The sequence below is a fragment of the Actinocrinis puniceicyclus genome, assembly GCF_018283645.1.
GTDB classification, from domain to species: Bacteria; Actinomycetota; Actinomycetes; order Streptomycetales; family Catenulisporaceae; genus Actinocrinis; species Actinocrinis puniceicyclus.
On record NZ_JAGSXH010000105.1, the window covers coordinates 1 to 20,779 of the forward strand.

General features: G+C 69.9%; 18 protein-coding genes. 11 read left to right on the plus strand and 7 right to left on the minus strand.

What is annotated here, in order from left to right; all coding sequences use genetic code 11:
* The first annotated feature begins 1,491 nt into the window (after positions 1-1,491).
* From KGA66_RS22575 to KGA66_RS22600, 6 genes are all read left to right on the plus strand, one after another.
* Entirely contained in the window at positions 1,492-1,647 is a 156-nt protein-coding gene (locus KGA66_RS22575; protein WP_211470339.1) for a hypothetical protein, read from the plus strand.
* A gap of 246 nt (positions 1,648-1,893) precedes the next feature.
* Positions 1,894-2,163 carry a hypothetical protein gene (locus KGA66_RS30420; protein WP_246508342.1) on the plus strand — a complete coding sequence of 90 codons (270 nt, stop codon included), beginning with the start codon at positions 1,894-1,896 and terminating at the stop codon, positions 2,161-2,163.
* A gap of 130 nt (positions 2,164-2,293) precedes the next feature.
* A complete protein-coding gene (locus KGA66_RS22585; RefSeq protein ID WP_211470343.1) occupies positions 2,294-3,106 on the plus strand; it encodes a ricin-type beta-trefoil lectin domain protein in 813 nt (270 codons plus the stop codon).
* Between the two features lie 610 nt (positions 3,107-3,716).
* Positions 3,717-3,971, plus strand: coding sequence for a helix-turn-helix domain-containing protein (locus KGA66_RS22590; RefSeq protein WP_211470363.1), 255 nt, complete (start codon positions 3,717-3,719; stop codon positions 3,969-3,971).
* Between the two features lie 202 nt (positions 3,972-4,173).
* On the plus strand, positions 4,174-5,016 hold the full coding sequence (locus KGA66_RS22595; protein ID WP_211470345.1) for an SAM-dependent methyltransferase: 843 nt from the start codon (positions 4,174-4,176) through the stop codon (positions 5,014-5,016).
* Positions 5,017-5,262: 246 nt separating this feature from the next.
* Entirely contained in the window at positions 5,263-5,928 is a 666-nt protein-coding gene (locus tag KGA66_RS22600) for a LysE family transporter (RefSeq protein ID WP_211470347.1), read from the plus strand.
* A gap of 247 nt (positions 5,929-6,175) precedes the next feature.
* Here the strand turns inward: KGA66_RS22600 and KGA66_RS22605 are convergent, their stop codons facing one another.
* Positions 6,176-7,558, minus strand: a complete 1,383-nt coding sequence (locus KGA66_RS22605; RefSeq protein ID WP_246508334.1) for an extracellular catalytic domain type 1 short-chain-length polyhydroxyalkanoate depolymerase — start codon at positions 7,556-7,558, stop codon at positions 6,176-6,178.
* Between the two features lie 256 nt (positions 7,559-7,814).
* Here KGA66_RS22605 and KGA66_RS22610 point away from each other — a divergent pair, with 256 nt between their 5' ends.
* A complete protein-coding gene (locus KGA66_RS22610) occupies positions 7,815-8,303 on the plus strand; it encodes a MarR family winged helix-turn-helix transcriptional regulator (protein WP_211470349.1) in 489 nt (162 codons plus the stop codon).
* A gap of 31 nt (positions 8,304-8,334) precedes the next feature.
* Here KGA66_RS22610 and KGA66_RS22615 read toward each other — a convergent pair whose 3' ends face one another.
* From KGA66_RS22615 to KGA66_RS22630, 4 genes are all read right to left on the minus strand, one after another.
* Complete coding sequence (locus tag KGA66_RS22615) at positions 8,335-9,948, minus strand: MFS transporter (RefSeq protein WP_211470351.1); 1,614 nt, start codon at positions 9,946-9,948, stop codon at positions 8,335-8,337.
* Positions 9,949-9,970: 22 nt separating this feature from the next.
* Positions 9,971-11,353 (minus strand): alpha/beta hydrolase, encoded by a 1,383-nt coding sequence (locus KGA66_RS22620; protein ID WP_211470353.1) that lies wholly within the window; start codon positions 11,351-11,353, stop codon positions 9,971-9,973.
* A 261-nt stretch (positions 11,354-11,614) separates the two neighbouring features.
* Positions 11,615-12,448, minus strand: a complete 834-nt coding sequence (locus tag KGA66_RS22625) for a PaaX family transcriptional regulator (RefSeq protein WP_211470355.1) — start codon at positions 12,446-12,448, stop codon at positions 11,615-11,617.
* Between the two features lie 68 nt (positions 12,449-12,516).
* Complete coding sequence (locus tag KGA66_RS22630; protein WP_211470357.1) at positions 12,517-12,975, minus strand: MarR family winged helix-turn-helix transcriptional regulator; 459 nt, start codon at positions 12,973-12,975, stop codon at positions 12,517-12,519.
* A gap of 122 nt (positions 12,976-13,097) precedes the next feature.
* Between KGA66_RS22630 and KGA66_RS22635 the strand changes: the two genes are divergently transcribed.
* The 4 genes from KGA66_RS22635 to KGA66_RS22650 are packed head-to-tail and all read left to right on the plus strand — an operon-like array spanning position 13,098 to position 17,018.
* Entirely contained in the window at positions 13,098-14,009 is a 912-nt protein-coding gene (locus KGA66_RS22635; protein WP_211470359.1) for an SDR family NAD(P)-dependent oxidoreductase, read from the plus strand.
* Positions 14,010-14,012: 3 nt separating this feature from the next.
* Positions 14,013-14,957, plus strand: a complete 945-nt coding sequence (locus tag KGA66_RS22640) for an amidohydrolase family protein (RefSeq protein ID WP_312887036.1) — start codon at positions 14,013-14,015, stop codon at positions 14,955-14,957.
* Positions 14,954-15,409, plus strand: a complete 456-nt coding sequence (locus tag KGA66_RS22645) for a MaoC family dehydratase (RefSeq protein WP_211470370.1) — start codon at positions 14,954-14,956, stop codon at positions 15,407-15,409. Before KGA66_RS22640 ends, KGA66_RS22645 begins: the two co-directional genes overlap by 4 nt.
* A gap of 19 nt (positions 15,410-15,428) precedes the next feature.
* Positions 15,429-17,018 carry an acyl-CoA synthetase gene (locus KGA66_RS22650; protein WP_211470367.1) on the plus strand — a complete coding sequence of 530 codons (1,590 nt, stop codon included), beginning with the start codon at positions 15,429-15,431 and terminating at the stop codon, positions 17,016-17,018.
* A 90-nt stretch (positions 17,019-17,108) separates the two neighbouring features.
* Here the strand turns inward: KGA66_RS22650 and KGA66_RS30425 are convergent, their stop codons facing one another.
* Positions 17,109-18,929: a cellulose binding domain-containing protein gene (locus tag KGA66_RS30425; protein WP_438822073.1), complete on the minus strand. Its 1,821-nt coding sequence runs from the start codon at positions 18,927-18,929 to the stop codon at positions 17,109-17,111.
* Positions 18,930-19,319: 390 nt separating this feature from the next.
* On the minus strand, positions 19,320-20,243 hold the full coding sequence (locus tag KGA66_RS22665) for an SAM-dependent methyltransferase (protein ID WP_211470361.1): 924 nt from the start codon (positions 20,241-20,243) through the stop codon (positions 19,320-19,322).
* Between the last annotated feature and the right edge of the window lie 536 nt (positions 20,244-20,779).

Here is a 20,779-nt window from a genome sequence, read left to right on the forward strand (position 1 = left end):
GCGAAACCAACATCGCCAAAGCCCTGCGCAGACACGCCCGCAGACCCGAACTCCTGACAGGACTACTCCACCTGACCTGACGATCACCCAGAAAAAGGACGAAAGATCACTTTGTCATTAACCCTGGGGTCGCGAGTCCCTACCTGGCAGATTCTCGAGCGAATCGTTCATGGCCATTGACTATCCGCTCAAATGATCATCTATCCAGGTCGACTGAACGACCAGGATAGATGATTCCCCAAACGCCGGACCCGCTGCTTGACCATTTCTTAGCGAATGATTACCGGATATTGACAGTCTCGATCCGAACAGTCGCCTGTACGGCCGGAAAACGCTGCGCTATCTTGCGCCGCACCCGGCTGGTCTCGCTGCTGGCGATGCCATGGCTCGTCTCGCACGTGATCGCCTGCTGAGACACAGGCGCGCTTCGAAGAAGCGGAGCAGTCGTGGCGGGAACCGACGCCACCGGAAGTGTCGGCGGCCACGGTCCAAGGCCGCCGTGATCGCGCTGACGTCCCCCGACCGGAACGCCGCGCCCGCTGACCCGGATTTCTCCATATCCGCCAGAAAGCCGCTGCGCGGCCACAGACCGTCCCTTCCGATCAGTCAACACGACCTTTGTGCAGGTCGGCGTAAGAAGTCACAGTTCGGTCGCATCGGGCGCCGCGCTTCAGCACGCGCCAACGGCGATCACCACCCACCACACCGGCACCCTTCGGGCGTGGGCGACAGACCAACCAACGGCGGCGCCACTCCCGCTCGCTGCGGAGGTGCACCGCCACTGAGGTGTACCGATGTGGTAGACGTGACAGAGGATCGCCATGCCACAGCGCCATGACGTGTGGCTCTCGGAGGTCGGCGGCCATCCCGCGTCATGGCATCAACCACCGTCCCGCGATCGCGAGAATCCGCAGGTCAGTGGGCTGCGGACCAAGGACCGATCTGGCTGGTATCCCGTCGGGGCTACAAGTGAAAGACCAGGGCAGCTATCGTCTGCCCTGGTCTTTCTGCTTTATTGCACCAGAATCTTCCTCGGCAAGCAGTTGTCAGCGTATGTCGCTGTGGGCCGCCTTTGCAGCCATTCGTTCGCTCCCCAGGGACGATGGTCTCGATACTGGGGCGGTTGGTGTCGGCCTAGCCGCGCGCGGCGCGGACAACGTGCTAACGCGCTGCGCCAGCCTGAGCTGTCCCAGCGCCGCGACACAGGTAAAGCAGCGACGCGCTCACTCCACTGACCACACGGTCAGCGCGTCGTAGACTGAACCGCTGAGGGCATGGCGCGAATCTGAGGCCTGATCGTTCGCGATGCTCTGCGGTGCCTACGGGGGAGGGTGACTGGTGGCGATTGACGATCTACCGATGCCGGTTGTCAACTTCTTGAACCCCTCTCTGGCAGACTAGGGCGAGTCGGGTAATCTATCCGAAAGTATTGATTCTCGCGGCGACGGACTTCCGGAGACGATCGCCGACAACACAGACGGCGCCCTCCGCATGGAGGTCGATGCCGCCGGCCGGATCACAGCTGTCAACGCCGCGACGTGGACGGAAACCTACGCCTACGGCGCGTCAGGCAACCTGGTCGACGCCGCCGACAGCAGGACCCTGCACCTTGCTGCACAGAGCGGGCCGGACGAGCTACGAATATGACGGGCAGGGCCGCCTTACGTGCAGGATCGTGCGCACGCTATCAGGCGGACGCAAGACGTGGACCTTTGGTTACGACGCCTATGACCGGCTGATCGAGGCTACGACACCCAGCGGTGCACGTTGGTGTTATCGGTATGACCCGCTGGGCCGTCGCACCGCCAAGCGGCATCTGGGTTCGAACGGCGCGAGCGGGCCGGTGCGCTCTCAGCACTGGAGTGCACCACACGCAGGCTCAACCTCGCCTGCGTGCTGCTCGGCCGGCTACCCCCACGGCGCGACGGCAGCCTGCTCGACCCGGACCACGTCGTCGAGCTACTGCTCGACGCGCTGCCGGTCACGCCCGAGGCCGCAGCTGCGGTCGGCGACTGGCGAAGCCTCGATCGAGCGCAGATCCTCCAACTGCGCACAGCGAAGAACCTCCTGAAACCGGCGCTGGCCGCCCTTCGTGCCGCGCAGGGCGACGCACTCGACGAACGTGTCACGCCGTGGGAAGCGGTGTTCGCCCGGCTTCCTTGACGTCGCGGAAGAACGCTGAGTCGTTCGCTTGGCTTCGACTCGATCACAGCGCTCAGGGTAGCCATCGTGGACGCCGGGGAGCCCGGCGAGGAACACCAGGTCGAGTGAGGTCCGTGCGCGGACATCGACCTTGTCGAGTGGCAGGTGTCTGCTAAACAGCGATGGTGCGAGCGGGAACCCGACCGGCGGCGAGGTCGTCGGCGACGGCGGCCTGTGCCTCGACGTGCGGGGCGGATCGACGGTCAACGGAACGCCGATCCAGCTCTACACCTGCAACCACACGAGTGCCCAGCAGGTCACGTACCCGACCTCGAACACGGTACAGGTGCTCGGGAAGTGCCTCGACGCCGCGAACGCGGGAAGGGCGAACGGTACGCTCGTGCAGCTCTACGACTGCAACGGCACCGGTTCGCAGACGTGGCTCGCCCAGACCGACGGCGCGCTGCTGAACCCGCAATCGGGACGCTGCCTCGATGTGCCGGCCGGCGACACGACGCCGGGCGCGGTCCAGTTGCAGCTGTACGACTGCGACGGCGCGGCGCAGCAGGTGTGGAAGCTGCCCCCGGGACCGATCAACGGGCCGGGCGGGCTGTGCGTGGACGTCGCCGGCGCGGATCCCTCGTACGCGACACCCGTCCAGCTGTACACCTGCAACCAGACCGACGCGCAGCGCTGGTACACGCCCGGGGACGGCACCATCCGGGTCTTCGGCAAGTGCCTCGACGTGAGCAACGGCGCGACCGCCGCCGGCGCCAGGGTGCAGTTGTTCGACTGCAACGGCAGTGGATCGCAGACGTGGCTGAGCCGGTCCGGCGGCGCACTGCTCAACCCGCAGTCAGGACGCTGCCTCGACGATCCGGACAATGACGAGAAACCCGGTGATCTGCTTCAGATCTACGACTGCGACAACACCGCCGCGCAGGTCTTCCGCCTCGGCGGATGACGGTCGCACCGTCCGGTGCCGGAGTCCGTCCACCGGCGCGCAAGAAAATCTCTCGTGTCGGGACTAGATTTTCCACGGAGATCAGCGTAGTGTTCTCGGTGTTGAGAGAGAAGCAAGTCTCGTGAACGAGGCAGAGACGGTCTGCCTGTGAGCTGTGAGCAGGAGGCCGGCGCCCGGTCGGTACACGACGCGGGCTCCGGTGTTCGACAGTCCGACGCGCTGGGACCAGGAAGGTGAACGGGGTTCCGGAAGGGGACTGGCAGCACGAAGTACACGGAAAGCAGTGGTTCGAGGAGAAGGGTAGGGAAGCACCGTCAGATCGCCCGCTATCGGCTGTAGTCACGCCGGGCGGTTACCGCAGTCCCATCGCAAGAAAGGTGGTTCTCGGTCACGCTTACGCGATCCCCACGCCTGTCCGCCTCGTCTGGCGGTCCGCGCGGGTAACGAACACCGACCCATCCCCCCCAGGTCGGTAGATGGTGTCAATCCTGTTGTCCCTGGGTCCCGGTGCTACGGCACCGGGACCCTCTACACGTGTGAGGTGTGCTTGGAAACCGGTCGGCCCAGTGCCGAGGAGAAGTTCGACGACGAGGACTACCCCGCCTACACCATGGGCCGCGCCGCGGAGATCCTCGGGGTCACCCAGGGTTTCCTGCGAAGCCTGGACGAAGCGAAGCTCATAACCCCCCAGCGCTCACCCGGAGGACACCGGCGCTATTCGCGCTACCAGTTGCGCATCGCCGCCCGGGCCAGGGAACTGGTCGACACCGGCACGCCGCTCGACGCGGCCTGCCGCATCATCATCCTGGAAGACCAGCTCGAAGAGGCGCTGCGAATCAACGCCGAGCTGCGCAAGAACTCCTGAGAGACGATCCGGGCCGCGAGACCCGCTCCTGCCGGGTCCGCGCCCGCCCCTCGATCCCCGCGTCCACCCGCCGTCCTGTCCGTGCCGCGCGGCAACGGCTCCACCCCCCTTCGCCGCCCGGCGTCCGTCACCGTATGCTCGCGGGGAGTAGCGGCATCGCGGGAGCCGGGCCTGTGCGGCCGGCCGGGGAAGGGACAGGCCGATGAGTGTGCAGCGCCGCCCGGGGTGGGCGCCGGACGAGGTCGACATCGACACCCCCTCGACCGCGCGCATGTATGACTATTACCTGGGCGGATCGCACAACTTCGCCGCGGACCGGCAGTTGGCCGAGCAGGCGCTGCGCGCTTGGCCGGACGCACAGCACCTGGTCCGGGCGAACCGGGCGTTCCTGCGCCGCGCCGTGTCCTTCCTGGCACACAGGGTGGACCAGTTCCTCGATCTGGGCGCCGGAATACCGACCGTGGGCGCGGTGCACGAGGTGGCGCGCGAGAAGAACCCGCGCGCACGCACCGTCTACGTCGACTGTGACCAGGTCGCCGTCGCGCACAGCAGGCGCATTTTGGCGGCCGTTCCCGGCGCCGGCGTCGTGCACGCCGACCTGCGCGACTCAGCCGCGGTGCTGGCGGCCGTCGAGACCGCCGGGCTGCTGGATCTGCGCCGCCCGGTCGCGGTGCTGATGTTCGCGGTGCTGCCGTTCGTGCCGGACGAGGACGACCCCGCAGGAATCGTCGCCGCCTACCGGGACGCCACCGCGCCCGGCTCCTACCTGGCCCTCTCGCACGGTACCGACGACTACCGGCCGCAGAACGCGCGCGCGGTCGGGGAGGTCTACACCCGGGCCAGCCACACGATGACGCTACGCAGCAGAACCCAGATCGCGGCCCTGCTGGACGGATACGAACTGGTCGAGCCGGGCCTGGTGGACCTGACCTGCTGGCGTCCCGAGCCGGACGGCGGGCTGCCGGATCCGCTCGGCGGCGACGTGCAGCGGTACTCGATGTACGCGGCGGTCGGCTGGCTGCCTCAAGGCGCCGCAGACGCCTGAAGCCTGTCGGAGCCGACAGGGTACTGAGGGGATCGCGCCCTCGGTTTGGGCGCGGTTGCCCGACACAGTCAGGCGGAATCGGCGGGCCCGGTCGCGGCGGAAATCACGGTCGCCCGCGCGGACCGCGAATGTAAGATATCCGATACGACGGGGCCGGTTCTCATCCACTTTTGGCGCGCTGAGCAGCCATTGCGCAGGGTGACCATGGCTCCTGTCACCGACCGAGGGCCACCGCCGGGAGGGCGCGTGAACACAATCCTCGTGGCCGGCCTGCTCGCGGGATTCGGGATCGCGGTTCAAGTGGGCGCGATCACCGTACTGATCATCACACTCTCCGCGCACCATTCGCTGCGCACCGGTCTGGCTGCCGGCATGGGCACTGCGACGGCGGACGGACTCTACGCACTTCTCGCGGTAACCGCCGGGGCGGGTGTGGCGGCGCTCCTGCGGCCGATCGCCGGACCCATGCGGTTGACGGCGGCAGGCGTCCTCATCCTCATCGCGGTGAAAGGCGTCACGAGGGCGCTTCGCCTCCGGCCGGCCACGGCGGCGCAGCCGGAGAACGCCGCCGACGAGACGAACGGCGCCGGGGGCAACGGGCCCGAACCGGCGCTGAAACGTCCCCTTCGCGCGTATCTTCAGCTGCTCGGCCTGACGATTCTCAATCCCCTGACTGTCATCTACTTCTCGGTTCTGGTGCTCGGTCTGCACACCGGGCGAGCGTGGTCCTTCACGGACCGCAGCGTGTTCGTCCTGGCGATCTTCGCCGCCTCCGCGGCCTGGCAGGCGGTGCTCGCCGTCGGCGGAGCGGTCATCGGACGCGCGCTGACCAGCGCGCGCGGGCGCCTGGGCTCGGCGATCGTCGGGAACTCGGTCATCGCCCTGCTCGCGGTCCACCTGATCGCGAGCTGACTTCGGGCGGTTGTAGCCGGTCGTGCGTTCCCCGCTGTCGCTGATCTCTGCGACGCCCCGTCTGTTCTCTCCGATGGCATGTCAGTTCTCTGTGACCTGGTCCGTGCCGGTCGCCGGACCGGCACGGGCCGCGGGCGCCCCCGGGTGGAGGGAACGGAAAACCGTCCGTTCCCTCCGCCCGGGGCCGTTCATCAGGGCCCTTCATGCGGGGCCCTTCATGCGGGGCCCTTTCATCCGCCGCGCGGTCTCACCGGATGGTGCAGGGGGCGCCGTTGAGCGTGAATCCGCTGGGAGCGGCGGCGTTACCGGTGTGGTTGGCCTGGAAGCCGAACGTGGTCGACCCGCCGGGCGCGATCTGCGCGTTGTAGCTCACGTTGGTCGCCGTCACCGAGCCGGAGGCGGGACTGATCGTCGCGTTCCAGCTGTTGGTGACGCTCTGTCCGGGCGCCAGGGCGAACGCGAGCGACCAGCCGTTGACCGGGGCCGTGCCGGTGTCGGTGATGGTGATGTTCTCGGTCAGCCCCGTGTTCCACGCGTTGACCGCGTCAGAGACCGTACACGCGCCTGGAGCGCCGGCGCCTGAAGGACTGGACGAGGGGCTGGACGACGGCGACGACGACGGGCTGGACGACGGCGACGACGACGGCGAGGTGGACGGGGAGTTGCTCGGCGTCGGCGTGGGAGTCGTGCTGCCGTCGAGCCCGAAGAAGTGGATGGCGTAGGCGGCCATTCCGGCCTCCGGCAACTGGTGGCCGGCGCCCTGGATGCTGTAGGCCTCGACGTCGACCTTGCCGGAGGCGTCGGCGTAGCGCCAGCGGGTCCAGCCGGACACCGGTGTGTCCGTGGACGTCGGGGTCTGGCTCAGGCCGAAGACGTTGGTCCACTGCTTGATGTCCTCCCCGAGCAGCTCGTACGGCACGAGGGTGTCCGCGGTGCCGTGCCACAGCTGGATCGGCGGACGCGGGCCGTTGTAGCCGGGATAGGCCGCACGCACCTCGTCTCCCCATTCCTGCGCGGTGCGCGTCAGGGTCCCGCTGGTGCACTTGCTCGAACCCGGCGGGTAGTCGGCCGCGTTGGCGAAGCAGTCGAACGGCACGCCCATGTAGGCGGCTCCGGCCTTGAACACGTCCGGGTAGAGCGCGAGCATCTCGTCGGTCATCATGCCGCCCGACGAGGAACCGGTGACGTAGACCCGGTTCGCGTCGCCGTTGTAGTGCTGTTCGGTATAGGTGATCATCGAGTCGAGCGCGACCGGGTCGCTGCCGCCGCCGCGCACCTTCGCCGCGGAGGACCAGGTGTCCCAGCAGTTGCCGAACCCGGCCTGCTGCTCGGCGCTGGGGTAGATCACGATGAACCCGTAGCGGTCGGCCAGGGAGGCGAACTCGCTGCCCGAGTAGAAGCCGGGTCCGGTGCCGCCGCAGCCGTGCAGGGCCAGCAGGATCGCGGGATGGGCTTGGACGCTGTTGGGCACGTAGATGTACATCTGCGCCCCGCCCGGGTCCGAGCCGAAGTTCGTCACCTGGACCAGGCCGGCCGCCGAAGCGCTCGGCGTGAGCCCGGTGACGACGGTCAGGGCCGTGAACGCGGCGGCCGCGCCGGCGGCCGCGAGCGCCTTGGTGATCCGTCTCATTGCTCCTCCTGAACACGGGTGTCCGACTGCGCCGGCTGCGTGCCGGGCAGGGGATTTCGAACACATCGATGCGTGTGGCAGGAAGGTTGCGACCGGGCGCAACGCACGTCAAAGCTCTGCGGCGCCGCGGGGACGGCGGCCGGGACGCCTCGGCCGCCTTCGTGCAGGCTGTCAAGCTTCTTTGTATCAAGCAACTTGATATCGTATTCGGTAACTTTCATCGCCGTGGTCGCCCGCACGGCGGTATCGTTCCCCCGTGAGCTCCCCTCGCAGCCATGGCGCCGCCCGACCAGCCCCGGCCGCGCCGCGGCTCAGTTACCTCGTCTTCCGCCTGGAGCGGCGGATCAGAGGCCGGCTGGACCAGGCGCTGGCCCGGCACGGGGCGACCACCACCGAGTACATGGTGCTCAGCGAGTTGCGGCTGCGCGACGGGGCGTCCTCCGCGCAACTGGCCCGCACCGCCTTCGTCACGCCGCAGGCGATGAACCTGGTCATCCGCGACCTGGAGGCGCGAGGGCTGATCCGCCGCGAGGCGGACCCGCACGGCGGCCGGGTGCTGCGTGCCAGCCTGACCCGCGCCGGCAAGAACGTGCTGCGCCGCTGCGACCGGGCGCTCGACGGGATCGAGCACGTCATGCTCGCCGCGCTCGACGAGGAGGATCGCAAGACCCTGGCCGACCACTTGGCCGAGTGCGCCCACGCGCTGCACCCCGAGCCGGACGCCGCGCGCGCTGAAGCGCAGTAGCGGCGCCGCGCCCGGCTCGGTGGCCGCGTGGTCAGCCGGCCGCGGCCACGGGATTCGCCGCGTCGGACTCGTGCTGTACCGCGCCGTCGCCCGTTTCGAGCGCTCCGCCGCGCATGCGGATGAAGAACCCTGCGACCAGTAGCGAGACCAGGGACGCGCAGCCGCACACGACCAGGCCGATGCCGAATCCGTGGGCGAGCGCGGACTGGACGACCGGCAGGATCTTCGGCTCGGCGGGGCCGAAGGGCACCGAGGCCACGGCGAGCGGGCCGCCCTCCTTCGCCACCGCGTTCGCGGCGCCGAGGGCGGCCGGTGGCAGCCCGGCGCTCGCCAGTCGCCCGCCGAGCACGGCGGCCGACTGCCCGAGCGCCACGGCGCTGATGATCGCGGGGCCGAGGGTCTGCCCGGCCTCGCGCATCAGGCTGGTGGTGGCGCTGGCCATGCCGGCCAGGCGCAGCGGCACGACGTTGACCGCGGCGGCGGTCAGGCCGCCGACCGCGAGGCCGAAGCCGACGCCGACCAGGATCAGGACGCCGAGCAGGGTGGTCAGCGAGGTGTCCGTGATCGGCAGGGCGGCCAGCCAGAACTGTCCCGCGGCCATCGCCGCGAAGCCGACGACCAGCAGAATACGTGGACTGATCCGGCGCAGCAGCGCCGCGAGACCGATGCCGAAGACCGGCGTGATGCCGTGCATGACGACGAACGGGATCGCGGAGCGCAGCGGGCTCTGGTGCTGGATCGCGCCGAGCCGGATGCTCAGGGTGTAGGCGAAGCCGAGGAAGCCCATCATGCCGACCAGCGCGACGACCGCGGCGGCGGAGAACGCCGGGACGCGGAACAGGTTCAGGTGCAGCATGGGGCTGGCCGCGCGCGACTCGATCCGCAGGAAGGCGGCGAACAGCGCGGCGGCGATCACGAATCCGGTCACCACGTCCGCGGAGCCGAAGCCGTCCGCGGTGCCCTGGATCACCGCGTAGAGCAGCGCGAACAGGCTCAGCGCGATGCTGATCTGGCCGGGCCAGTCCAGCGCGCGGCCCCGCGGCGAGCTGGAATCGGCCGCCAGCCACAGGCTGATCAGGCCACTGACGAGCGCGAGCACCGCGAGGATGCCGAACGGCGTGCGGAACGAGCCGTGCTCGCCGGCCCAGCCGCTGATCACCGGGGAGGCGACGGCGCCGGCGGACAGGCTCGCGGTCCACAGCGCCAGGCCGCGGGCCCGGGAGCGGGCCGTGGGGGTGAACGCGGCGACCATGGCCAGGGAGGTCGGGAACAGCGCCGCGGCGCCGATGCCGGCCAGCGCCTGGCCGGCCCACAGCACGTGCACGGTGTGCGCGGTCGAGGAGAGCGCGCCGCCGGCGACCATGAACGCGGCGCCGCCCAGCAGGATGCGTTTGCGCCCGAACAGGTCGCCGACGACGCCGAAGGTCAGTTCCAGGATGGCGGTCGGCAGCATGAAGGCGGCGGTGATCCAGGTCAGCTGGGAGCCCGTGGTGTGCAGCGTCTGCTGCATCAGGCCATTGATCGCGGCGGGCAGTACCAGGCCGAGCTGCGCGACCAGGACGGCGACGCAGCCGGCGATCAGCGTACCGGTCAGGGCTCTGCGAGAGGGGGCCGGCAAGGCGCCGGGAGCGGTGGTCGGGGTCATGGCGTTCCTCCTGGGATGCCGGTCAGCGGCAAGGACGCGGGGATGGGATGCCGCACGGCGCCGGGTTCTGCACGACCAGCGCGGCGGGCCGGTAGCGCACGAAGGCGCCGCCGTCGAGGTTCAGGGCGAGCGCGGCGGCCTGCAGGTCCGCGGCGCCGGTGCCCTCGATCCAGTGGCCGTCCTTCGCGCGCCGGTCCACGGTGTCGAGCGCGGCGACGATCTCGGCGGTGGTGAAGTTGCAGTGGCCCTGGCGCGCGACGTACGCCTGACGCAGCAGGCGCTCGTCACCGGCGGCGCGGACCTTGGCGGCGAACGCGTTCTCCTGTTCGACCGGAACGAGCTGGTCGGAGGTGGTGTGCACGTCGAGCAGCGGAACGCCCAGGTGGCCGGTGTTGGTCGAGGTGGCCTGCATCGAGGCCAGCGAACCGGGATCGGGGGTGTAGTGCGCGCCGCGTGTCAGGGTGCCCAGGTCCGCGTCCAGGTTCAGGCCCGCCTGCCGGTACAGGGCCCGTACTTGGTCGTAATGCGCCGATCCCCGGATCAGCCGGCTGTAGTCGACTCCTGCGTTCCACCCGCTGTCGCCGCCCGCCGCGCTCTCCAGGTAGTAGCGGCCGAACTCGATGAAGGTCAGCTGCCCGGAGGTCAGCCAGGTGTATTCCTGCGCCTCCTGCCCGGCGTAGTCGCGCGGGGCCGGGGCGTCCTGGCCCGCGGCCCAGTCCGACTCGTTGAGCAGCGCCGAGGCCAGCGCGATGCGCGCGCGGCCGGCGGCGCTCGACTGGGCCCCGGTGATCGCGGCCGCGAGCTGCGCGGCGGCCGCGGCGCCAGCGTCCGGCGAGGAGAAGTCGCGGATCTGGACACCTGCCGCGCCCGGTAGCAACGCCGTGATCGCGTACTCGGCGTTGAGCTGGTAGTTGTTCAGGTCCACCGCGCCGGCGACCAGCCCGCACAGGTTGAGCGCCGCGTCGACGCGCCCGGCGCCGTCCTGTGTGATCTGGCTGTTGACCAGGCCGCCCATCGACTCGCCGACGGACAGCACCCGGCCGGGCCGGCCGAGCAGGTGCTCGGCCGCGGCGAGCGTGGCGAACTGGTCGCGCTCGGCGCTGGCCAGCGCCCACCAGGAGCCGCTGGGATCGTAGGAGGAGCCGGCCAGCGCGTAGCCCTGCGCCAGCAGCGCGTCGGCGCTCGCCGCGGAGGGGGCGTCGGCGGCGAGCGTGGGGCCGAAACCGTGGCTGAAGAGCACCAGGGTTCCGTTCCAGTGCGCGGGTGTGTCGGCGATCCAGGTGGCGCCGTCGGGAAGGGTGCCGGTGTAGTGCCCGGCGGGAACCGCGGCGGGACGCGCGGCGGCGCCCGCCGCCGCGGTCCCGGTCGCGAAGGTGATGCAGAGTGCTGCGAAAAGAGCGGGCATGCGTCTTTGCATGACTGGACGCCTTCCTGCGGCGGTCGAAGTCGGCGCGTCGCGCGGCGGGCGGATGGCCGCCGCGCGGCGGCACGAGCCGGGCAGCTGTGAACGTCGGGGTATCGCGATCGCCCGCCGGTGCGGCGCCGTTCGCGCCGAGGCCTCGGCGCACGCGGCAGTCACCTGCGGGCGCCGAAAATGTACGGCCGTTTTTTTATGACAGTCAAGAGTTTGCCGAGTATTGCTCGGCGTGCGCGGCGCGGCCGGCGCTCAGCCGGCGTCGATGCAGTCCAGCACCTCGCCCGCCAGCCGCGCCGCGGGCTCGTCGAAGCGGCCGGCCAGCACGTGGAAGAGTTCCTCGGCCCGCGCGGCGGGCCAGTGCGCGGGCAGATGGTCGGCGGGAAGATGAGGGTCCTGACGTACCAGGTTCAGCCACTCGGTGTGCAGCAGCAGCTGGCGCGCCAGCGGGTCGCCCGCGCCGGGCAGCGCCGGGTCGGCCCGCTCCCAGCGTTCCCGGAAGGCCCGGTAGCGCCCGGCGATCCCGGGCAGATCGAAGGCCGCACCGATCAGCGCGGCGGCCTCGGTGGGCTCGCCCGAGCGGCCGTGGAACACCCGCAGATGCGCATCGAGGCCCAGGTCGGCGACCAGCGCGGCCACGTCCACCCGGCCGGCCGCGATCCACATGCCGCTTTGCACCGGCCCGAAGCCCGCCCACACCAGCCGGGAGCGCAGGTCGTGGCGTGCGCTGGCCCACGCTTCGGGCAGCGAGAAGCCGACGACCGTCCACGTGCCGTCCCAGGCGCGGTTGACCGCACCGACCCGCCACACCCGGTCGTGGCCGTCCCGCAGCACGCCCTCGGCCCGCGGCGTCAGGCCGAAATAGGTTCTGCGGCCGCGCCGGTGGCGTTCCAGCAGCCCCCGGTTGACCATGCGCGCGAGCGTCGTGCGCACCGCGTCCTCGCCGACGTCGACCCGCCCCAGTACGTCGATCACGCTGCCGGAGGAGACGGCGCCGCCACGCTTGAGCATGTGGACGCCGAAAAAGGTGAGCATCAACGACTGAGGCCGGTGTGTTGGCAGCTGATCGGCGTCTGACACGGCCATGAGCCTAATCCTTGGGCCGAGCCGCGCGGGCCCGACGCACGCAGCGGTGCGTTCCGCGGCAATCCCGGTCAGGAAAGCTCGTGCCAGGCATGTGTCAGGGTCCGGCGGAACCGGTCGATCTCGCGCGCGGCGAGCCCGGCGACCATGCGCTCCTCCAGCCGGCGCACCGGCTCGGCGTGCGCGGCCAGCAGCGCGCGCCCGGTCTCGGTGAGCAGTATCAGCAGTTCGCGCCGGTTGCGCGGGTTGCGCTCGCGCCGGATCAGCCCGCGCTGCTCCAGGGCGCGCACCATGTCCGCCATCGACTGCGCGGTGACGAACGAGTCCCGGGCCAGTTGCGCGGTGGACAGCCCGTCGTGCCGCTCCAGCACGGTCAGCGCCGTGTACTGGAGCGCCGTGATGCCGGTCGGCCGCAGCAGTTCGTCGAGCCGGGCCCGCACGGCGAGTTCGAGTTGCTTGACCAGATACAGCAGCGACGGAGGCGCCTTCGCGTCCGGTTCGGACGTGGGCCCGGCCGTCGTGACAGTCATGGTGCCCCCCTTCGGGTTCCGTCGGCCCAGCGTAGCCCATTGACAGGAAACCTGTTCGTTATCACACTGGCGACCATCAGGAATCCTGATGGTCCATTTGTCGTCTGCGAAAGTCTCAATCCATGGACTTGAACGAGAAGGTGGCGATCGTCACCGGGAGCGGCCGCGGTCTAGGCCGGGCTTATGCCGAGGCGTTGGCCGAGGCTGGCGCCGCCGTGGTCGTCAACGACGTCGACCGCGCCGCGGTCGACGAGGTGGTCGGCGCCATCACCGCGGCCGGGGGCTCGGCGACCGGGGTGGTCGCCGCGGTCGGTTCGACGCCGGCCGCGCAGGAGCTGGTAGAAGCCGCGGTCAAGCAGTTCGGGCGCTTGGACGCGCTGGTAACCAACGCGGGCATCCTGCGCGACCGGGTGCTGTGGAAGATGACCGACGAGGACTTCGACGCGGTGGTCAACGTGCATCTGCGCGGCACGTTCACCTGCGCCCGCGCCGCGGCGGTGCAGATGCGCGCGCAGGGCTCCGGCGGCCGGATCATCCTGGTCTCCTCGCCGGCCGGCCAGCGCGGCAACTTCGGCCAGACCAACTACGCGGCGGCCAAGGCGGGAATCGCCGCGATGGCGCGCACGTGGGCGCTGGAGCTGGCCCGCTCCGGCATCACCGTCAACGCGGTCGTGCCGGTCGCCGCGACCGAGATGACCCGCACCATCCCCGCCTTCGCGCCCTTGATCGAGCAGGCCGAGCGCACCGGTGCACCGCTGCCGCGCTGGCTGCGCGCGCAGGAGGGCCTCGGCACGCCGCGCGACGCCGCGAGCCTGATCGTCTACCTCGCCTCCGACGCCGCGGCGCAGGTGACCGGGCAGGCGATCGGAATCGGCGGCGACCGGCTGGCGCTGTGGGCGCACCCGAGCGAGAAGGCGGTCGCGTTCGCCGACGGCGGCTGGAGCGCGCAGGCCATCGCGGAGACCTGGCATACCGGCGTGGGCGCGCGGCCCGAGAGCTACGGCATCCCCGCCCCGCAGCCACCGGAGGCCTGAGCCGTGGACGAACGCACCGACGGCGCCGCGGCGCCCGCCCCCGCGATCGACGTGCGGCGGCTGGTAGCCATCGACGTGCACACCCATGCGGAGATATCCAAGGACGGACACAGTTCGCTCAGCCCCGAGCTGCTCAAGGCGTCAGAGGCGTACTTCAAGGCGTCCGGGCACCGGCAGCCGACCATCGCGCAGACCGCGGCCTACTACCGCGAGCGCGACATGGCCGCCGTGGTGTTCACCGTCGACGCGGAGCACGCCACCGGGCACCCGCGGATCTCGAACGAGGAGGTCGCCGAGAGCTGCGCCGAACACGCCGACGTGCTCATCCCGTTCGCGAGCGTCGACCCGTGGAAGGGCTTGGCCGCGGTGCGCGAGGCGCGGCGGCTGGTGGAGCGTCACGGGGTACGCGGGTTCAAGTTCCACCCGAGCCTGCAGGGCTTCGCGCCCGATGATCGGATGGCGTACCCGCTGTATCAGGCGATCGAGGAACTGGGCGTCCCGGCGGTGTTCCACACCGGTCAGACCGGGATCGGGGCCGGGTTGCCGGGCGGCGGGGGAGTGCGGCTGAAGTATTCGAACCCGATGTTGATCGACGATGTGGCCGTGGACTTCCCGCAGCTGCGGATCATCCTGGCGCATCCCTCCTTTCCGTGGCAGGACGAAGCGCTCGCGGTGGCCACGCACAAGCCGCACGTCTACATCGACCTGTCCGGCTGGTCGCCGAAGTACTTCCCGCCGCAGCTGGTGCGCTATGCCAACACGCTGCTGCGCGACAAGGTGCTGTTCGGGTCCGACTATCCGGTGATGACGCCGGAGCGATGGCTGGCAGATTTCAGCGGCCTGGAGATCAAACCCGAGGTGCGGCCGAAGATCCTCAAGGAGAACGCCGCGCGCCTGCTCGGTCTTGCCGTACCGCACGCCCAGACGAGAGAGAAGACGACACCGTGACCATCACCGCCGACGGGATCGAGGAGATCAAGGCCCTGGCCGGCCGGGACCTGGGCGCGAGCGGGTGGCTTGAGATCACCCAGGAGCGGATCGACGCCTTCGCCGCCGCCACCGGCGACCACCAGTGGATCCACGTGGATCCCGAGCGCGCGGCCGCGGGGCCGTTCGGCAGGACGATCGCGCACGGCTACCTCACCCTCGCGCTGGTGATCCCGTTCTTCAACGAACTGCTGGAGGTCCGCGGCGTGTCCATGAGCGTCAACTACGGCCTCGACCGGGTCCGCTTCCCCGCGCCGGTGCCCGTCGGAGCGAAGATCCGCCTGGCGGCCCGGGTCGGCGAGGTCGCCGAGGTGACCGGCGGCGTGCAGATGGCGCTCGACTTCACCGTCGAGGTGGACGGCGCCGAGAAGCCCGCGTGCGTCGCCCGCCCGATCTACCGGCACTTCCTCTGATCGCGGCGGTGTGCGCGAGATGCTGAACGCGGGATTGGGCGCCTGGCCGGCCCGGCGCGCCGCGATGTCGCCGGACCGCACCGCGCTGGTCTTCCGGGGCCGCGCGACCAGTTACGCCGAACTGGCCGAGCGCACGGCCCGGCTGGCGGACCGGCTGCGGGCCGCGGGGGTGCGCAGCGGCGACCGGGTGGCCTACCTCGGGCAGAACCATCCGGCCTTCGTCGAGACGATGTTCGCCACGGCGATGCTCGGCGGCATCTTCGTGCCCGTGAACTTCCGGTTGACCGCGGCCGAGGTCGACTACGTGCTCGAACACTGCGGCGCGTGCGCTCTGGTCTACGCGCGAGAGCACGAGGCGGTCGTGCGCGCGGCCGTGCGGGTGCCCGCGATCCGGGTCGTCGTGGCGGCGCAGGACCATGACGGCCCGGCGGCCGCGGACCGCGCGGACCGGGACCCGCAGCAGGCCCCGGACGACGCGCTGGACGACGCGCTGGACTACGAACGCTGGCTCGCCTCGGGTAACCCGGAACCCGTCGACGTCCCGGTGGGTCTCGACGATCCCGCCTTCATCCTGTACACCTCCGGCACGACCGGGCGGCCCAAGGGCGCCGTGCTCACCCACGGCAATCTGGTGTGGAACTGCTACAACCTCCTGATCGGTGTGGACGTGGCCGGCGACAGCGTCTCGCTCACCGCGGCGCCGCTGTTCCACGTGGCCGCGCTCAACCAGCTCCTGCTGCCGACCTTCCTCAAGGGCGGGTGCAGTGTCCTGATGCCGACCTGGGACGTGGACGCGTGCTTCGATCTGGTGGAGCGCTACCGGGTCACCTGGATGTTCGGTGTCACGGCGATGTTCGCCGGCCTGACCCAGTCGTCGCGCTGGGCCGGGGCGGACCTGGGCTCGGTGCGCTGCCTGATGGCCGGCGGCGCCCCGGTTCCCAGGACGCTGATCGAGGCGTATCAGGAGCGGGGCCTGGTCTTCTGCCAGGGCTACGGGCTCACCGAGACGGCTCCTGGTGCCACCTTCCTGGAGGCCGCGGAGAGCGTGCGCGCGGTCGGCTCGGCCGGGTGCGCGGTCTTCTTCACGAACGTGCGGTGCGTCAGGCCGGACATGGCCGATGCCGCGCCGGGCGAGCTCGGCGAGGTCGTGATTCAGGGCCCGAACGTGACGCCCGGTTACTGGAACGACCCTGATGCCACCGCGGCGGCGTTCTCCGCGGGCGGCTGGTTCCACTCGGGCGACATCGCCCGGGTGGACGAGCACGGGATGTTCCATATCGTCGACCGGGTCAAGGACATGTACATCTCCGGCGGCGAGAACGTGTACCCGGCGGAGGTCGAGGCCGCCCTGTTCGCGCATCCGGCCGTCGCCGAGGCCGCGGTCGTCGGGGTCCCGGACGAGAAGTGGGGCGAGGTCGGCCGGGCCTTCGTCGTCCCGGCCCGCGGCCTCGATGCCCTGCCCGATCCGGCGCACCTGCGGGCGTTCCTCGCGGGAAGGCTGGCCAAGTACAAGATCCCGGTGTACTTCGACTTCGTGGACGACCTGCCGCGCACGGCTTCTCGTAAGGTCCAGAAGGGCGCCCTGCGCGCACGCTCCCTCGGGAGCTAGCGGTTCTCCGGACCGGCGTGTGCCCCGTGCCGATTCGCGGCACGGGGCACGGGGTACACCCGACGAGAGGATCAGACCTCTACCGAGAGGTCAGCTGCAGGCGCTTCCGTTGAGGGTGAAGGCGCTGGGGCTGGTGTCGTTGCCGGCCCAGGTGCCCTGGAAGCCGAACTGCACGTTGCCGCCGGGCGCGATGGCCGGGTTGTAGCTCATGTTGGTCGCGGTGACCGCCGATCCGGACTGGGTGACGTTCGCGTTCCACGCGTTGGTGACCTTCTGGTCACCCGGGAAACTCCAGGTCACCGTCCAGCCGTTGACCGTCGAGGTGCCGGTGTTGGTCACGGTCACGTTCGCGGTGAACCCGCCGCCCCACTCGTTCTTCACGTACGAGACCTGACACGTCCCGCCGCTCGGGGCGCCGCCGCTGATCGTCCAGGTGAACGACGTCGAGCCCAACGCACCGGTCGAGTCCATCGCGGTGACCGTGACGTGGAAGGACTGTGACGCGGTCGGCGTGCCGGAGATCAGGCCGGACGAACTGATCGACAGCCCGGTCGGAAGACCGGTGGCGCTGTAGCTCAGGGTCTGGCCGGCGGCCGAATCAGTGGCCTGGATTTGCAGACCGCTGATCGCGGTGCCCACCGTCCCGGTCTGGGTGCCGGGGTTCGTGACCGTCACCGTGTTCCCGCTGTTGGCCGTGCCGGCGACGCGGTACATGACGGTGCCGTGGCTGGGGACGGAGGCGCTGATGGTTCCGGTGGTGGTGGTGATCGCGCCGGTCCACAGGTTGGTCAGGGTGTAGCTGGAGGCCCCGGACTTGCCGATCGCGGCGGCGCTGGTGGTGATGGTGGCGCTACTGCCGCCCTCGTTGAACAGCGCGACCGCCACATCCCCGTTGGCCAGGGGCTTGGCCAGCACGTCCAGACCGCCGCCGGTGACCTCGGTGGCCTGCCTGCCCAGGGAGTCCTGGTCCACCGCGATCACGTTCTTGTTGGTCAAGATCCCCAGCGTGGCGGAGGACGCGTTGGCGATGTTGGTGCCCGCGATCAGCGGGGCGGCCATCTCCGACCACAGCGAGAACTCCGACTGCTGCTCGGTGGCGCTCATCCCGTTGCCGACCTCCAGCATGTCCGGGTCGTTCCAGTGCCCCGGGCCGGCGTAGGAGGCCAGGGCCACGTTGCTGTGGAAGATCGAGAGCATGCTGGAGTAGGAGGCGTTGATGTCCCCGGTGGTGCGCCAGGAGTTGCCCACGTTCGCCCCCCAGGTCCACACGTTCTCCTGCCCCCAGTTGCACAGGGAGAACAGGATGTTGCGCCCGGTGGCGGCCAGCGCGTCGCGCATCGCGGTGTACCGCGTCTGGGCGCTGATGCCGTTGTTGTTGCAGTTGTCGTACTTGAGGTAGTCCACGCCCCAGGAGGCGAAGCTGTTCGCGTCCGTGCTCTCGTGGCCCAGGCTGCCGGGGTACCCGGCGCAGGTCGCGGTCCCGGCGTCCTCGTAGATGCCCAGCTTCAGGCCCAGGGAGTGCACGTAGGAGGCGGTCCCGGAGATCCCGTCGGGGAACTTGGAGGGGTCCGGCACCAGTTGGCCCGCGGAGTTGCGGCTCTTGGTCAGCCAGCAGTCGTCGATGTTGACGTACTGGTAGCCGGCCGCCTGCATCCCGTCGTTGTGCATCGCCAGCGCGGTGGCCTTGATCAACGACTCCGAGACGTTACAGCCATACGCGTTCCAGTCGTTGAACCCCATCTGCGGCGTCAACGCCAGCCCATTACCCAACGCCGACGCCGACCCCGCAACGCCGATTGTGAGCAGGGGCGCTCCCACCACCGTCAGGGCCAATGCGAGCAACCCCGGTCCGGTTCGCCGCCCTCGTCGGCGCGGGCGTGACTCGGACGCTGGGTGTCCACTGTCTTGCATGCTGTCTCCTTGTTCGACGCGGAACGTCATTGTTAGCGCTCACACGCAAGCGCCGACCGGGGCTGCGGTCAGCGACGGGTTGCTTGAGGCGTTTCGGAATGCAGACAGTGCACCGCGGTCAGTGCACTGTCAAGGACGGTGCCGCGGACCGCCGAATGCTGCGCGCACGAGGTGTCGAATCACCAACCGGCCCCGGTCGGCCGCGCGGCCGACCGAGGCGGATGGGGGCCAGGTCGCGCTGCGCCTACCGCGTCATATCCGTGCGGTGCGCGGCCGACCGGCAGAGTCGCGGCTGCGACCTGAAGCGATCGTTCGACGCTGGGACGCAGAGTCCAACAGCGCACTACTTTCAGAAAGCCGATAACCGGCGCGGATGCTCTGCGGCGCGCTTCAGCGCTTTACCGCGAGCGCACCGTAGACGTTCACGTCGGCGTCGGTGACGTCGTTGATGTCCTGGTATCGGATCTTCTCGATGCCGTCCATGTGGTCGAACAGTTCCGGGTCGATCGGGCGGCGCGCGCCGAGCGGCCAGGCGCGGTGGTCCGGGCGCCAGTGGTGCACGGGTACGATGCCGGGCTCGATCAGTTCGAGGCCGTTGTCGGTGAAGAACCGCAGCACCTTGTCCTTCGGCCGCAGCACGAACGTCATCCCGCTGTCCCGGTAACTCTTGGCCACCCGCGCGCCGTTCTCCGGGTTGAGGTCGGTCGTCAGGTGGCTGAGGATCAGGTGGCTGCCGGGGGCCAGGGCCGCCACGAGCCGGGCGACGACGTCGTAGGCGGCTTCGTCCTCGACGAAGTGCAGAATCGCGGCGAGCACCAGCGCGATCGGCCGGTCGAAGGCGAGCGTTCGCTCGGCCTCCCGCAGGATCTTCTCCGGGTCGCGCAGGTCGGCGTCGAGGTAGTCGGTCACGCCCTCGGGACCGCTGGTGAGCAGCGCGCGTGCGTGCGTGAGCACCACCGGGTCGTTGTCGACGTAGACGATGCGCGATCGCGGCGCGAAGCGCTGGGCGATCTCGTGGACGTTCTCCGCGGTCGGCAGCCCGGTGCCGATGTCGAGGTACTGCCGGATGCCGATGTCCTGGGTCAGGTGGGTGACGGCGCGGCGGACGAAGTCGCGGTTGTGCCAGACGTTGAGGTAGCCCCTCGGGTTGGCGGCCAGTGCCGCCTGGGCCGCGGCGCGGTCGGCGGGGTAGTTGTCCCGGCCGCCGAGGAAGACGTCGTACACGCGGGCCGGATGCGGCCTGGTGGTGTCGATCCGTGCATTGATCTGCCGTGCGCGGCTGGCGACGTCGTTTCCGGAAGCGTCGTCGCTCATGCTGTCTCCCTGCGGGGCTTGTGGCCTGATCGGCCTCTGAGATGGAGCACGGTCCAACGTAGAGTACCTTCGTCGTCTGTGCCGCCCATTCATAGGATGTCCCGGGGAAGGCGGCACGTCGCACTGCGCGAGATCGCGTGAAAGTTTCGCCTCGCGGCCGGCCGGCCGGTGCTCGCTCCCGGCGCGTCGAACCGAATCGAAATGCACTGTTACCCTCGGCCGACTCACACATCAGGGCACATATTGATCGTGATGTGCGGGCGGGCCGCTCTTGAGGTTTCCACGGCCTCTTGGCACCTTCACCCAGCGATACCACGCATACGGCCGCACATCCCACCAAAGGCCTGCTTCGGTGGTGTGAAGGAGGAAGGTAATCGATGCGACGGGGCAAGAGGACGACACAGCAGCCTGACAACTGCCGTGCCCACAGCCGCACGCACGGCCGCGGCGGGATCGAGCCGGCGGCCGCGTGGTCGCGAGGACCGAACCCCCTGCGGGCCGTCATTACCGCGGTCGCGGTGGTCGCGGTGGTGGTG

Excerpts from the sequence above, each read along its gene's own strand:
- KGA66_RS22615 (WP_211470351.1), bottom strand. The coding sequence starts at position 9,948 with ATGACCCCGACCACCGCTCCCGGCGCCTTGCCGGCCCCCTCTCGCAGA.
- KGA66_RS22665 (WP_211470361.1), bottom strand. The coding sequence starts at position 20,243 with ATGAGCGACGACGCTTCCGGAAACGACGTCGCCAGCCGCGCACGGCAG.
- KGA66_RS22575 (WP_211470339.1), top strand. The coding sequence starts at position 1,492 with ATGGAGGTCGATGCCGCCGGCCGGATCACAGCTGTCAACGCCGCGACG.
- KGA66_RS22650 (WP_211470367.1), top strand. The coding sequence starts at position 15,429 with ATGCTGAACGCGGGATTGGGCGCCTGGCCGGCCCGGCGCGCCGCGATG.
- KGA66_RS22620 (WP_211470353.1), bottom strand. The coding sequence starts at position 11,353 with ATGCCCGCTCTTTTCGCAGCACTCTGCATCACCTTCGCGACCGGGACC.
- KGA66_RS22625 (WP_211470355.1), bottom strand. The coding sequence starts at position 12,448 with ATGGCCGTGTCAGACGCCGATCAGCTGCCAACACACCGGCCTCAGTCG.
- KGA66_RS22605 (WP_246508334.1), bottom strand. The coding sequence starts at position 7,558 with ATGAGACGGATCACCAAGGCGCTCGCGGCCGCCGGCGCGGCCGCCGCG.
- KGA66_RS22595 (WP_211470345.1), top strand. The coding sequence starts at position 4,174 with ATGAGTGTGCAGCGCCGCCCGGGGTGGGCGCCGGACGAGGTCGACATC.
- KGA66_RS22635 (WP_211470359.1), top strand. The coding sequence starts at position 13,098 with ATGGACTTGAACGAGAAGGTGGCGATCGTCACCGGGAGCGGCCGCGGT.
- KGA66_RS30425 (WP_438822073.1), bottom strand. The coding sequence starts at position 18,929 with ATGCAAGACAGTGGACACCCAGCGTCCGAGTCACGCCCGCGCCGACGA.
- KGA66_RS22630 (WP_211470357.1), bottom strand. The coding sequence starts at position 12,975 with ATGACTGTCACGACGGCCGGGCCCACGTCCGAACCGGACGCGAAGGCG.
- KGA66_RS22590 (WP_211470363.1), top strand. The coding sequence starts at position 3,717 with ATGGGCCGCGCCGCGGAGATCCTCGGGGTCACCCAGGGTTTCCTGCGA.